General features: G+C 53.7%; 12 protein-coding genes and 1 tRNA gene. 3 read left to right on the top strand and 10 right to left on the bottom strand.

Going from position 1 to position 13101, the window contains the following annotated elements; translation table 11 throughout:
- Positions 1-133: 133 nt before the first annotated feature.
- Positions 134-223, top strand: a tRNA-Ser gene (locus GW579_RS00725).
- Positions 224-347: 124 nt separating this feature from the next.
- Here GW579_RS00725 and GW579_RS00720 read toward each other — a convergent pair.
- Positions 348-500 carry a Hok/Gef family protein gene (locus GW579_RS00720; protein ID WP_165056965.1) on the bottom strand — a complete coding sequence of 51 codons (153 nt, stop codon included), beginning with the start codon at positions 498-500 and terminating at the stop codon, positions 348-350.
- 337 nt (positions 501-837) lie between these two features.
- Between GW579_RS00720 and GW579_RS00715 the strand changes: the two genes are divergently transcribed.
- Positions 838-2151, top strand: a complete 1314-nt coding sequence (locus GW579_RS00715; protein ID WP_165058657.1) for an NAD(P)/FAD-dependent oxidoreductase — start codon at positions 838-840, stop codon at positions 2149-2151.
- Positions 2152-2202: 51 nt separating this feature from the next.
- On the opposite strand, the gene GW579_RS00710 is transcribed toward GW579_RS00715, so the two are convergent.
- From GW579_RS00710 to GW579_RS00695, 4 genes are all read right to left on the bottom strand, one after another.
- Complete coding sequence (locus GW579_RS00710; RefSeq protein WP_152325778.1) at positions 2203-2859, bottom strand: methionine ABC transporter permease; 657 nt, start codon at positions 2857-2859, stop codon at positions 2203-2205.
- On the bottom strand, positions 2840-3994 hold the full coding sequence (locus GW579_RS00705) for a methionine ABC transporter ATP-binding protein (RefSeq protein WP_165056964.1): 1155 nt from the start codon (positions 3992-3994) through the stop codon (positions 2840-2842). Before GW579_RS00705 ends, GW579_RS00710 begins: the two co-directional genes overlap by 20 nt.
- A gap of 12 nt (positions 3995-4006) precedes the next feature.
- On the bottom strand, positions 4007-4849 hold the full coding sequence (locus GW579_RS00700) for a MetQ/NlpA family ABC transporter substrate-binding protein (protein WP_165056961.1): 843 nt from the start codon (positions 4847-4849) through the stop codon (positions 4007-4009).
- A 178-nt stretch (positions 4850-5027) separates the two neighbouring features.
- Positions 5028-5837, bottom strand: a complete 810-nt coding sequence (locus GW579_RS00695) for an AraC family transcriptional regulator (RefSeq protein ID WP_235937298.1) — start codon at positions 5835-5837, stop codon at positions 5028-5030.
- A 153-nt stretch (positions 5838-5990) separates the two neighbouring features.
- Here GW579_RS00695 and GW579_RS00690 point away from each other — a divergent pair, with 153 nt between their 5' ends.
- Complete coding sequence (locus tag GW579_RS00690; protein ID WP_165056959.1) at positions 5991-6386, top strand: hypothetical protein; 396 nt, start codon at positions 5991-5993, stop codon at positions 6384-6386.
- 131 nt (positions 6387-6517) lie between these two features.
- Here GW579_RS00690 and opgB read toward each other — a convergent pair whose 3' ends face one another.
- The 5 genes from opgB to GW579_RS00665 all read right to left on the bottom strand — a co-directional run bounded on the left by opgB (position 6518) and on the right by GW579_RS00665 (position 13063).
- Positions 6518-8827 carry a phosphatidylglycerol--membrane-oligosaccharide glycerophosphotransferase gene (gene opgB, locus GW579_RS00685; protein WP_165056957.1) on the bottom strand — a complete coding sequence of 770 codons (2310 nt, stop codon included), beginning with the start codon at positions 8825-8827 and terminating at the stop codon, positions 6518-6520.
- Between the two features lie 421 nt (positions 8828-9248).
- Positions 9249-9953 (bottom strand): ABC transporter ATP-binding protein, encoded by a 705-nt coding sequence (locus tag GW579_RS00680; RefSeq protein WP_206738772.1) that lies wholly within the window; start codon positions 9951-9953, stop codon positions 9249-9251.
- Between the two features lie 8 nt (positions 9954-9961).
- Positions 9962-10852 carry an ABC transporter ATP-binding protein gene (locus tag GW579_RS00675; protein WP_152325772.1) on the bottom strand — a complete coding sequence of 297 codons (891 nt, stop codon included), beginning with the start codon at positions 10850-10852 and terminating at the stop codon, positions 9962-9964.
- The gene (gene livM / locus GW579_RS00670) at positions 10849-12138 is read right to left on the bottom strand and encodes a high-affinity branched-chain amino acid ABC transporter permease LivM (protein ID WP_165056955.1); all 1290 of its coding nucleotides are present in this window, start codon (positions 12136-12138) and stop codon (positions 10849-10851) included. The genes GW579_RS00675 and livM overlap by 4 nt, the downstream gene beginning before the upstream one ends.
- Positions 12139-12148: 10 nt before the next feature.
- On the bottom strand, positions 12149-13063 hold the full coding sequence (locus tag GW579_RS00665) for an ABC transporter permease subunit (protein WP_152325770.1): 915 nt from the start codon (positions 13061-13063) through the stop codon (positions 12149-12151).
- Positions 13064-13101 lie beyond the last annotated feature (38 nt).

Here is a 13101-nt window from a genome sequence, read left to right as displayed (position 1 = left end):
TTTTGGTCTCTAAATCAGCAAACTGCTCTAAGTTTGTCTAAACAGCACAGAACCTGCAAAAAGAAGGTTGACGCTGAACGCGGTTTTCCCTACATTAGCGCCGGTCAGCAGCACTGCGGTGTAGCCGACGACTGGAGAGGTGTCTGAGTGGCTGAAGGAGCACGCCTGGAAAGTGTGTATATGAGCAATCGTATCGAGGGTTCGAACCCCTCTCTCTCCACCACACAATACGAGAAGGCCCGAATGAAAATTCGGGCCTTTTTGTTTTTGCGTTTTCTGCAAATGGATGTCTGAGGTCAACCTGCTTTGGCAACATCCGAAAAGGTGGGGCGAACTCCACTTTACGGTTAGCCGTTAATTTCGTCGCTTAAGACTGCCGCAATTTCCGTATTTCCCTGCTTAACAGGCAACTCGCACAGCGAATCACGCACCATCCAGGTCCAAGCCAATAACGTGAAAAAAATCACCATGAGCCCGTACAAAATCAGCTTTCGCGCCATCTTAACCTCCGTTGCATTTCTGCATCTATGTGGCTAACCTGACGTTGTCTAGGCGTGGTGGGTAGCCTCGGGTTGATTGAAAAAATTAACCCGGGGCTTTCTTCTTATTACGCCTTGAACAACACTGCTCAAGACCCATAAGCCTCAAGCACCCGCGCGCATTCTGGCAAGTTAACCTCCCCGCCATCTGGTTACTTAATATTCACTTTGTCCTGATTTTCGCCTGCCTGCTCGCCCTGCCGTGAGACGAATATATGTTTATCATCATTGTGCATTAGACATCTAAACGTCCATAACTTAGGATCGAACCACCCGGGATAACAATTTGATGTCGCAAATGAAAATTAAAAACTTACCACTCGATCAGAATATCAACGGCTGGGCGGCGCTGCGTGGCGACACAACACGTCATCCGGCCCTGCATAGCAAGGTAACGGCAGACTGGCTGGTGATCGGCGCAGGATTTGCCGGGCTGGCTTTTGCCCGCCGGATTGCAGAGCTTCGTCCGCATGAGCATGTCGTGGTGCTTGAGGCGCTCGACGTGGCCGATAACGCCTCGGCGCGCAACTCCGGCTTTGTCATTGATTTACCGCATACCGTGGGCAGCACATCGGCTGAGCTGGAACACGCCAATGCGTACCGGCGTTTGTTGCAGTACGGTCTGCATCATCTGAAAGAGACCGTCGATAAGCATGATATTGCGTGCGACTGGCTGAATTCGGGGAAATACCATTGCGCCGTGAGCGAACAGTTTGACGGCGAGATTGCGCATTATCAGAAAGAGCTGACCACGCTCGGCGAGAGCTTTGAATATCTGGATAACGCCGCCCTGAAACAGCGTCTGGGCACAAGTTTCTACCGCAGTGCGGTGTATACGCCGAACTGCATTCTGGTCAATCCGGCGGCGCTGATCAGCGGTTTAGTGGCGACACTGCCGGAAAATGTCACGGTTTATGCCCATTCCCCGGCTTTGCAGATTGATACACAGGGTACGATCCGCGCCGAAACGCCGCACGGTGAAGTCCGCGCCCGTAAACTGATGCTGGCGATTAACGGTGCCGCCCGCGGGCTGCCGCTGTTCAAAGGTAACGTATTCGCAATGTCGACTTTTGCGACGCTCACCGAGCCGCTGACACCGGAACAGCGCCGACTTATTGGCAATATCTCTGCGTGGGGATCTACACCGGTGAATGCGCTGGCGGGCGCAACGTTGCGTTATACCTCAGACCACCGTTTCCTGATCCGCGAGCACGTCAATTTTGCGCCGGGTCTGGTGACCAGTGCGGTGGAAACCGGCCGCCACGCGCGCCGTCATCAGCAGCTGTTTGCGCGGATTTACCCGCAATTGCAGGATGTGAATATGGCCTACACCTGGTCAGGGCTGATCAGCATTACGCGTAATGGCGCACCGGTGTGGGGGAATTTATCGGAGAATGTCTATTCGTCGGCAGGCTGTAACGGTTCCGGCAGCTCGAAACAGAGCGCGTTTGGCCGTTTGCTGGCAGAACATGCGCTGGGTGAAGATAACCCGCTGCTGGCGGATATGGCAGCGGTCGGACGCGCAAATTTTCTGCCGCCGCGCCCGTTCCTGGATGTGGGTGTCAAAAGTTTTATGGCCCGTGAGCGCTGGCGCTCACGCAGTGAGATGTAGCATTTTTGAGCCAATCTGATAAAGCCGGTCGCCCGATGACGACCGGCTTTTTTAATGACGTTTGTCCACGCGCGCCACAATGCGATCGCCCAGCCACTGAATGCCGCAGACGATGACAATCAGCACCACAATCACTTCCACCATCACCACGGTTTCAAAGCGCTGATAGCCGTACCGGATTGCCAGGTCACCCAATCCGCCCGCGCCAATTGCGCCCGCCATCGCCGAGGCCCCAATCAGCGCGACCAGTGTGACGACAAATCCGGACAAAATTCCCGGTAATGCTTCGGGGATCAGTACGTCCCAGACAATACGCAGTTTGCTGGCACCCATTGCACGCACCGCATCTATCAGCCCGCGATCCACATCCCGCAGCGACACTTCGGCCACACGGGCGAAATACGGCGTGGCGGTAATGGAAAGCGGAACAATCGCCGCCCACGTGCCCAGGGAAGTTCCGACCAGAAAACGGGTCACCGGTATCAGTGCTACCAGCAAAATGATGAACGGCAATGAACGGAAACCGTTGATCACCAGCCCGAGCGAGCGGTTAACCCAGTGATTTTCAGCAATCCCTCCCGGGCTGCTCATCACCAGAATCAATCCGAGCGGCAAACCGGCAATCAGTGAAAACAAACCTGAAACCGCCGTCATCAGCAGCGTTTCCTGGACGGCATTGAATAAAAGGTCAAGCATTACCGGAGACATAGCCCGTCAGCTCCACAGTTGCCTGGCGCTGTTGCAGCCAGTGTAAAACGGCCTGCTCGGCGGCTGTATCAGCCACCGGTACCGAGTAGAAAAAACGCACGATAGCGTAATGCTGAATGTGATCCACACCGCCCTGAATGAGCCGGAACTTACCCGGTAATTCCGCCGCCATCTGGGTGATGATCTCCCCCTGACTGCCCTGTCCGGCATACTGCACGCTGTAAATCGCCTGCCCCTGACGATCAGCCGTCAGTTCATCGGCCAGCGCTTCCGGTAACTGAGGCAGAAGGCCCTGCAATAATGTGCGGGTGAGTTGCGACTGCGGATGGGCAAATACCTGCCACACAGGGCCTTCTTCAATAATTTCACCGGCGTTAATCACCGCCACGCGATGGGCGATTTTCTTGATCACTTCCATCTCATGGGTGATCAGCAAAATCGTGATCCCCAATTTCTGATTCAGTGACTGGAGAAGCGCGAGAATTGAGCGGGTCGTTTCAGGATCCAGTGCCGACGTGGCTTCATCACACAGCAACAGCGCCGGGCTGGCCGCCAGCGCGCGGGCAATGCCGACACGCTGTTTTTGGCCGCCGGACAATGCTGCCGGATAACTTTTGGCTTTATCTTCCAGCCCGACCAGCGCCAGCAATTCGGCGACACGCGCCTGACGTCGTGCCTTGTCGAAACCGGCAATTTTCAGCGGCAGTGCGACGTTCTGCTCAACGGTTTTGGCCGACAGCAAATTGAAATGCTGAAACACCATCCCGACGCGGCTGCGCACCGACTGCCACTGTTTTTCACTCAGCCCGGTGATGGCGTGACCTTCGATTTCGATCACACCGTCATCCGGTTGCTCCAGCCCGTTAAGACAGCGGATCAGGGTCGATTTTCCTGCCCCGCTGCGGCCAATAATCCCAAGAATTTCGCCCCGTTTTACCGTTAATGACACGCCGTTCAGGGCCTGAGTTTCCCCAAACCGGCGGCTGACCTGATGCAACCGCACCACATTTTGTGCAGCATCCTTGTCAGCAATCCGGTCAGTCTGTGCCGGAGTGCCCGCCAGAGGGCGGCGGGCATTGTCCTTTTCCGGGGACGTCGCGGTAAACTGCGCCCCGGTCTCAGTGATTATTGTCATGCTTTTACATCCTTACCAGGCCGTCACGCCGGTGCCTTTATAAACCTTATCAAACTCCTGTTTGACGGCATCATTCTGGTAAGAACTGACCAGCGTTTTCACCCACGGCGCGTTAACATTCTCTGTTTTCACCGCAATAAAGTTGTTGTAAGGATTACCTTTTACCGGCTCCTGCGCGATTCGGTCGGCAGGCGTCAGACCACTTTTCAGCGCCCAGTCGGTATTCACAATCGCCGCGTCTAAATCAGGGACGGAACGGCCAATAATGCCGGAATCCAGCTCCTTAATGGTCACATGGCGCGGGTTCTCGGTGATGTCAGCGGTAGTCGCAAAAATACCGGCACCGGGTTTAAGCTTAATGACGCCAGACTGCTGGAGCAGGATCAGGCCACGGGCTTCATTTGACGGATCGTTGGGTACACCAATCACCGCGCCTTCTTTCAGTTCATCGGCTGATTTTACTTTTTTGGAATACAAACCGATTGGCCACACGGCGGTATCGCCAACGCGCACGATGTTGTAATGATTCACTTTGATCTGATTATCAAGGAATGGCTGATGCTGGAAGGCATTGGCATCGACTTCGCCATTTTGCAGCGCTTCGTTCGGCTGGTTGTAATCATTGAAAATAACCGGTTTCACGGTCAGCCCTTTCGCAGCCGCCTGCTTCACCACTTCACGCCAGACATCTTCATCCTCCCCGCTGATAATGCCGACTTTTATAGTGGTTTTATCGGCGGCGTGTGCCGCACTCAGCGGCGCCAGCACGGTACCGGAGAGAATGGCCGCAGACGTGGCGGCCAGCAAAAATGCACGGTTAATACGGGTCTTAGCTGTGTTTAATGTCTTGCGCATAGGTATCCCCAAAAGTGTGATGAGAGGCCTGCACCGGGCTGTGTTTTAGTGCAGGAATTTGGCGAGTATACCCATCGGCTTATTTCTTTATAATATTGTTTTAATGATACATATTTCGAAAACGAATAACTAAAACGGGATAGTAATTCGATAAAAGAGCTAAGGCCTCATGGCGGATTTATTCGTGTTCTGCAAGGTATCTGGCGGGGGGTTTTCCGACGGCTTTACGGAACATCGTGACAAAACCACTGGCATTTTCATAGCCCAGATCGAGCGCGACGGTCTGAACACTTTCGCCCTGTGAAAGTCGCTGCAGGGAGAGGATCACATGCAACTGACGCCGCCAGCGACCAAAACTCATCCCTATTTCCTGCATCAGCAACCGGCTCATATTGCGCTCGCTCATGCCAATCCGCGTGGCCCATTCACGGAGCCGGATTTTGTCTGAGGGATTGGCCAGCAGCAATGTGGTCAGCCGCTTCAGCCGCGCATCTTTTGGCATCGGAAGATTGAGCCCCTCAGCGGGTGCTGCGGAAATCTCATCGATCAGGGTGGCAATGAGTCGCCCTTCCCGCCCTTCTTCAGCATACAGCTCAGGAAATTGTGTCGCCTTCTGCATCAGCTCACGCAGCAAAGGTGAAACCGCTATCGTGCAACAGCTTTGCGGTAAATTCGCCGCCGTTCCCGGTTCGATAAACAGGCAGTAGCATTCGGTTTCCTCCGTTCCCCTTGCCACATGCGGCAGATTACCCGGGATCCACACCGCGCATTGTGGCGGCACAATCCATACGCCCTGTTCAATTTCACAATTCAGGATGCCGCGAAGGGTATAGAACAGTTGCGCACGGCGGTGACTGTGGCGGGCATATTCCCAGTTTTGTGAGGCAACAGTGGCATTGAGCAATACAACCGGGCGCGGCACGTTATCCACATCAAAGGTGGCGGAAGGCTGGCTGCGGGATGTGGCGCTCAGTGAAACCGACATCATAAAAGTGTCTCCTCAACAGGAACCGGATCTGGCCGGAATGAACAATAGTCTGGCGATTCTGTGCAATGACTGTGCGCAAGCGGGTCGGGTAAGGTAAGCACCTCTGCGGGAAGCGCCCCCCGCGTTGCCACTTTATATTCCAGGAGCAACACCATGTTTATTAATGCCGACCAGTTTCCCGTCGTCCGCTTGCAGTTTAAAGCCACCCCGGTTGATGGCAGCAACTCCTCTCCTTTTGCCCACTTTGATGCCCTGCTGGAACGCAATCAGCCCTTCGTTTTCATCAATGATGAAGGTCTTGGCAATGAGCGCCATGAGCAATCGAAAGAAGAAATGCAGGCTATCGTGCAATGGCGGAAAGTGAACCGCGTGGCGCTGCGCACCCTGGTTAAAGCCAGTATTTACATCGAACCGGACACCGCCAACCGGATTGCGGCAGAAGATTTCGCCCTGACCTATGAAAAATTCTGGGGCTACCGGATGCTGATGGTGGCTGATGAACAGGAAGCGCTCGTCCTGGCACATAAAATTTTGACCGATAATAATTGATAGTGATTCTCATTATCACAATAACAGTGACACCTAACCGCTGTCCAGTGTGAAATCCCCTCTGAAAAAGCCTATAAAAAAACCCGCCGGAGCGGGTTTTCATTTCAGCCGTAATGCCTCACACGCGCTTATCAGGATTGCGGTTCTTCAACCGGCTGAACTTCCAGTGACACCATGCCAATGCCCAGTTTACGTGGCTGGAAACCGCCACTGGTGCCTTCGGTGGGTTCGGTCGGCGCCGGTGGCGTGATAACAATACTCTGCGCCGCTTCCGGGTTGGTGAACTGCACTTTCACAATACCGTCCTGATCGCCGAAGGTGACAAATTGCTCCTGATCGCCCACGCGGACAGAGACCGGCTTATCGATGTTATTGCCGTAAGCACGCGCGCGGATCACCACATCAAACGTAGTGGGCAACGGTTTGACGTAATCGATTTTCACCGATGGCGCCAGATTCGCATCCGACCAGCGTCCCCAGTTTTCCACCGTGGAAACGCCGGTAATCGCTTTCACCTGCTCCGGTAAACCCGGCACCATAAAGGCGATAGCCGGAGACTGATACTTCGTTGCTTCATCGTCAATATTGAGCGCCTGAAGCGTTTGCTGGTAAATCGCATTACTGCCTGAGGTGTCTTTGGCGAAATCAACTTTACCTTTGAAGGTGTCGCCGGTTGCCTGCACGATAGAAGGTTTCGCACCCAGGTTACCGGAAGCCACACAAAGACCGGTATTGAGCGAAAGCTCCGGTGCCCAGACGCGCCCCATTTCGTAGCATTTATCCACCCAGACAAAGTTGTCACTGGTTGCCAGTCCGGCCAGCTGTTTTTTCAGCGGCGTGGAGAGATAGACGTCGAACATAGGCTCAATTTTTTCGCCAGTCACTTTCAGGATGAACGGCGTTTTGATGGTCATACCGGAGAACGTGAAACTGTTGTCCTTGTTGTTGACCGTGTAATTTTTAATGCTGTTCGGGAAGCCCCACTGTTTAATAACCGCAGGTTTCCAGGCATTCACCTTGTCATCAATATTGAGGAACTGCGCGGTCATGGAAGTCGCGGAAAAACCGCTACGCCCCAGGCCGATGTAGTTGTCGCCTCCCATGATATCAAGCACCGTGGCACCGTTATCAAGAGTACTGCGTTTCGCGGCATTCAGATCGCCAACCGGTTTACGGCCATCGAGCACAAAGAACAAGTCCTTGCGGTTTTGCTTGGTCAGAATGTTATACGCGGTGTTGTTCATCGCCAGATGGTCGGAAGACACCACAATGATGGTGTTATCGAAATAACCTGACGCTTTAATCTTGTCGATAAATGCCGAAATCAGCTCCTGACTGCACGATACCGCGCTCAGTGACTGATTGGATTTCCCGTTCACTTTATAGTCTTTGCGGGTACAACCACGGGAAATAAAGCCGTCCGGGTGATGCGTATCGACCGTCAGCGTGAACAGCGAGAAAGGCTTGCCCTCTTTGCTTAGCGTGATGAATTTTTTATAAACCTCGTCAAGCAGCGTGTCGTCATACCAGCCCCAGTCATTTTTATACGCCGGGTCAGCCACGGTCGGACGCAGTTCGTTGTAGCCATACAGATGATCGAAACCGTGAGATTTCAGGAAAGTGCCTTTACCGGCAAATGCCAGTTCCGCACCCTGATAGAAATAGTTGGTATAACCCGCACCTTTCAGCACGTCGCCGAGACAGACGTTTTCCGGATAGAACGTGGCTAATGCGCTGGACGCATTGCCATCAAACGGGGCAAACAGCGGGATACCACACTGTGAAGCCACCATGCCGGCGATGGTATATCCGGTGCCGGGAACCTGTTTGGTATTGGTAAAATCTATACTTTGCGCTTTATGGCGGCTTAATTCGGTGGTCAGCCCGGGGAACACTTTGTCATCAAAATAAGTGCGTTCCAGACTTTCACCATAGATGTAAACCAGATTCGGCTTTTTCGCGCCTTTCACCACTTTCTCCGGCACTTTGTAATACGTGTCGAAGTCCGCGCCATTGCCGCTGATCTGCGTTTTTACCAGACGGGAAATATTCTGGAAAGCCTGTGTGGATCCGACCGAGAACACCGCCAGCACCACGGCCAGTACGCTGTAGACCGCGCTGCTGTTTTTAGCACGACGCTGTTTCAGACACCACGCCAGCAGGGCAAAAACGGCAATCAGACCAGCGAGTAAACCGATGAATGGCAGGATATATTTGTTCAGCCCGGCGCCTTTCAGGCTGCTGGTGACGGTGTAAAGCACGGCGTCAGTAATGCCTTCGCCAGTAAAATAATTACTGCCGATCAAAATGACGTTGAGGATGACGTAAAGCCCCAGGAAAAACAGAACGAGCGAAAACCAGATACGGCTGGCCGACGCGCGGGTGACGTAGAAAAAGATAGAGGAAAGAAATAAAACAAAAGAAATTATCTCAGAAGCCATTTCAGCACCCTGTCTGATTAAACAATAAACGCTACGACCCATTTCTGCTGTTTTACGAGCAGCGCCGACGGTTCAACTCATCGAATGAATGGCCCGTTCGCCATTCACTTCATCCTTGATCCTTGAGACAGGAAAATTCATGCCAAAAACGGACAGCGTTATATAGCCCGTTGCCCCCCGAGGGTCAACGCTTTAACACTGCGTCAGGTCATTGATTCATCCTAAAAAACTCATCTTTAACAAATTTTTGATGGGTAACTCTGCATGATAACTCAGAAATTTAACTTTCCAGTCACCAATTTGTAAGAATTGCATGATAGCCAAACAGTATGAGCGAAATGTGGAGGGAGATGCAAAATTGAGAAAGAAATTTGTGGGAAAGCCCGCAATACGCGGCATTACGGGCATAAAGAAGGAAAAATCAGATTCCGCCTAAGTAGGCTTTACGCACCTCCTGATTATGCAACAATGCTTCCCCGCTTCCGCTCAGACGTATCTGCCCGTTGACCATCACATAGCCCCGGTCGGAAAGCTTCAGGGCGTGATGCGCATTTTGCTCAACCAGAAAAATCGTCATGCCGTTGCGCGCCAGTTCACGCAGCGTCTGGAAAATCTGTTTAACGATAATCGGTGCCAGCCCGAGGCTGGGTTCATCGAGCAATAACAGTTTCGGACGGCTCATCAGCGCACGCGCTATCGCCAGCATTTGCTGCTCACCGCCGGACATGGTCATCGCGCGCTGTTTCCGCCGCTCTTTCAGGCGGGGAAATAAATCGAACATGGTTTGCAAATCTTCCGCTGCATATTTATTTCCCACCGGGATGGTGCCCATCAGCAGGTTCTCCTCGACGGTCATATCGGGGAAAACGCGCCGCCCTTCCGGCGATTGCGCAATCCCGGCCGACGCCACAAAGTGCGTGGATTTACGGCTGATATCTTCTCCGCGAAACAGTATCTGCCCGCTCTGTACGCGCGGCTGCCCGAAAATTGACATCAGCAGCGTCGATTTCCCTGCGCCGTTCGCCCCGATCAGCGCCACGGTTTCACCCTCGTTAACCTGCAACGATACTTTTTGCAGCGCCTGAATCGCGCCATAAAAAACATCGACCTCACGAAACTCCAGCATCGCATTGTTCACAGGCTGACCTCATCTTCACTGGCGCCCAGGTAAGCGGCGATCACTTTTTCATCATTTTGAATGGCTTGCGGCAAACCTTCGGCAATCACATCGCCGTGGTCGAGCACGATGATGTGGTCGGAAATGTCCATCACCATGCCCATATCGTGTTCAATCAGCAGGACGGTGATGTCGTGGTGATCGCGCAGAAAACGGATGATTTTACTCAGCGTGCGCGTTTCCACCGGATTCAGCCCTGCCGCCGGTTCATCGAGGCAAATCATTTCCGGCGCGGTACACATCGCCCGCGCGATTTCCAGACGCCGTTGCTGACCGTATGACATTTCGCCCGCCAGCCGGTTGGCGCAATCGACCAGTTCCACCACTTCCAGCCAGTAAAATGCCCGGTCGAGTGCCTGATTTTCCGCACGGCGATAAGCGGGCGTATTGAGCACACCGGCGATCAGATTACGGTTGGTTTGCATATGCTGCGCGACCAGCAGGTTTTCGATCACCGACATTTCGCGAAACAGCCGGATATTCTGGAAAGTACGCGCCAGTCCTGCACGGTTCACCAGATGCGTGCCGCCAAACATTTTGTAGAAAATCCGCTTACCCAGTTGCGCGGGTTTTATCCAGTCATCTGGCTGGAATTTCTGTCCAAGCACCTGAATCACATTGGTGGTGCGACGGCGGGTATTGAGGAAAACATTGCCACCAGAAGCTTTGTAGAATCCGGTCAGACAGTTAAATACCGTGGTTTTCCCCGCGCCATTCGGGCCTATCAGCGCGGTAATTGAGCCGCGTTTAACCGCCAGATTCACATCGTTTAACGCTCTGATGCCGCCGAAATGCATGCGTAAATGCTCGACGCTCAGAATATTGTTATCTGCTAACGCTTCACTCATGGCGCGACTCCTTTACGCACGGTAAACCCGCTGCGGCTGATACGGATTAACCCGCGCGGACGCCAGATCATCATCACCACCATCAGCACACCGAACAGCAGCACGCGATATTCGGCAAAACTGCGCAGCAGCTCCGGCGCAACGGTGAGCACAAACGCCGCCAGCACCACGCCGAGGGTCGAGCCCATTCCGCCCAGCACCACAATGGCGAGGATCAGCGCAGATTCGAAGAAGGTAAAAGAGGTCGGGTTGACGAATCCCTGATACGTGGCGAAAAACACGCCCGCGATCCCGGCGGTTGAAGCGCCGAGCGTAAACGCCGAAAGTTTTACCAGCACATGGTTCAGCCCCATGGCGCGACAGGCGATTTCGTCTTCACGCAGCGCTTCCCACGCACGGCCAATTGGCATGCGGGTCAGACGATGTTTGATATACAGCACCAGCAACACCACCAGAACCAGTACTGCATAGATGAAAATAAACTTCATGTTCGGGTTGTAAGTCAGATGGAAAAACTCGTGGAACGGCACGCCGCCCTCTTTCGCCCGCCGGCCAAATTCCAGACCGAAAAACGTCGGTGGCGGCGCGGAGACACCGTTCGGGCCGCCGGTAAATGACAGCCAGTTAGTCAGCACCAGGCGGATAATTTCGCCGAAACCGAGTGTTACAATCGCCAGATAATCGCCGTGCATACGCAGCACCGGAAAGCCCAGTAACGCGCCCGCCAGCGCGGCCATCAAGGCAGCCAGCGGCAGCATCGACCAGAATCCGAGGCCGAGATACTGATATCCCAGCGCCAGCCCGTAAGCGCCGATGGCATAAAAAGCGACATATCCCAGATCCAAAAGCCCGGCCAGCCCGACCACAATATTCAGCCCGAGACCCAGCAGCACGTAAATCAGCCCTAAAATTGCCACGGTCAGAATGTATTTCGTGGCCACGAACGGGAAGAAGACTGCCAGCACCATCAGCAGAGGCAATATCCAGCGCAGATTGCTTTTGTAATCCGGCGGACGAACGTACACGCCGGCGCTGTCGGATTCGAAGCGCGCGCGCATTCTCTGCCCGTTCGCGGTTTCCAGGAACGCACTGAGTAAAAAGCGCCCGAGCATGACGGCGGCAATAATCCAGACAAGCCGCTGGGAATGGAAGGTAAAGCTATAGCCGTCCAGCACCACACCCACGACGGGCCCGAAAATAATCAGCGCCACCAGCCCGGCGAAAATGGCATCCAGCAGGCAGCGTTTAAGCGAAAATCCGCTGCTCACAGCAGTTTGTGTCGTCATTTTATTTCCCTCACACTTTCGTCACGACCGGACGGCCCAGCAGACCCTGAGGGCGGAAAATGAGGATCACCACCAGCAATCCAAACGAAAAGACATCTTTGTAATCCGAGTTCACCATGCCTGAGAACTGCGCTTCGGCGATCCCCAGAATCAGGCCGCCCAGCATCGCCCCCGGCAACGAACCAATGCCGCCTAATACCGCCGCCGTGAACGCTTTAATACCAATGATAAATCCGGCGTAAAAATCGAAAGTGCCGTAATTCATGGTAACCAGCACACCCGCCAGCCCGGCCATCGCCGCCCCAATCATAAAAACCAGCGAGATAATACGGTCAGTGTTGATGCCGAGAATTGAAGCCATTTTTCTGTCCTGCTGCACCGCACGACACATGCGACCGAGCTTGGTATTACTGATAATCCACGACAGCACCAGCATTCCGAGAAGCGAGGCCACCAGAATGAACAGCTTGGTGTAGGTCATCTGGACAAAGCTTTCGCCGATATGAAAGCGGATGGCACCGTCCAGCATGGTCGGGATCCCCTGCTGTCGCGGCCCCTGACTGATTTGTGCGTAGTTCTGCAAAATCAGCGACATACCGATGGCCGAAATCAGCGGCGCAAGGCGTGTGGAGTTTCGCAGCGGTTTATACGCAATGCGCTCAATCGCCCAGCCATAGACGCCGGTGACCACGATGGTGAACACCAGCGTGCCGAGGATCAGCAGCGGAAAGGAGTGCAACCCGAAGAAGGAAAGCAACGCCAGCGCGATGGCGCAGAGGTAGGCGGAAATCATATACACTTCGCCGTGGGCAAAGTTGATCATGCCGATAATGCCGTAAACCATGGTGTAGCCGATGGCGATGAGACCGTAAACCGCACCGAGCGTGATGCCATTAAACAGTTGTTGCAGGAAGAAAGAATCCATAAATACGCTGTCTCTTTTTGTGACCGCGCCTGGCTAAG

This window comes from Rahnella contaminans (genome assembly GCF_011065485.1).
Lineage (GTDB): Bacteria > Pseudomonadota > Gammaproteobacteria > Enterobacterales > Enterobacteriaceae > Rahnella > Rahnella contaminans.
The sequence above is the reverse complement of the archived record's forward strand: the minus strand, read 5'-3'. Positions and strand labels throughout refer to the sequence as shown.

Coding starts and splice junctions, on each gene's coding strand:
- GW579_RS00720 (WP_165056965.1), bottom strand. CDS start 500: ATGGCGCGAAAGCTGATTTTGTACGGGCTCATGGTGATTTTTTTCACG.
- GW579_RS00715 (WP_165058657.1), top strand. CDS start 838: ATGAAAATTAAAAACTTACCACTCGATCAGAATATCAACGGCTGGGCG.
- GW579_RS00710 (WP_152325778.1), bottom strand. CDS start 2,859: ATGTCTCCGGTAATGCTTGACCTTTTATTCAATGCCGTCCAGGAAACG.
- GW579_RS00705 (WP_165056964.1), bottom strand. CDS start 3,994: ATGACAATAATCACTGAGACCGGGGCGCAGTTTACCGCGACGTCCCCG.
- GW579_RS00700 (WP_165056961.1), bottom strand. CDS start 4,849: ATGCGCAAGACATTAAACACAGCTAAGACCCGTATTAACCGTGCATTT.
- GW579_RS00695 (WP_235937298.1), bottom strand. CDS start 5,837: ATGATGTCGGTTTCACTGAGCGCCACATCCCGCAGCCAGCCTTCCGCC.
- GW579_RS00690 (WP_165056959.1), top strand. CDS start 5,991: ATGTTTATTAATGCCGACCAGTTTCCCGTCGTCCGCTTGCAGTTTAAA.
- opgB (WP_165056957.1), bottom strand. CDS start 8,827: ATGGCTTCTGAGATAATTTCTTTTGTTTTATTTCTTTCCTCTATCTTT.
- GW579_RS00680 (WP_206738772.1), bottom strand. CDS start 9,953: ATGCTGGAGTTTCGTGAGGTCGATGTTTTTTATGGCGCGATTCAGGCG.
- GW579_RS00675 (WP_152325772.1), bottom strand. CDS start 10,852: ATGAGTGAAGCGTTAGCAGATAACAATATTCTGAGCGTCGAGCATTTA.
- livM (WP_165056955.1), bottom strand. CDS start 12,138: ATGACGACACAAACTGCTGTGAGCAGCGGATTTTCGCTTAAACGCTGC.
- GW579_RS00665 (WP_152325770.1), bottom strand. CDS start 13,063: ATGGATTCTTTCTTCCTGCAACAACTGTTTAATGGCATCACGCTCGGT.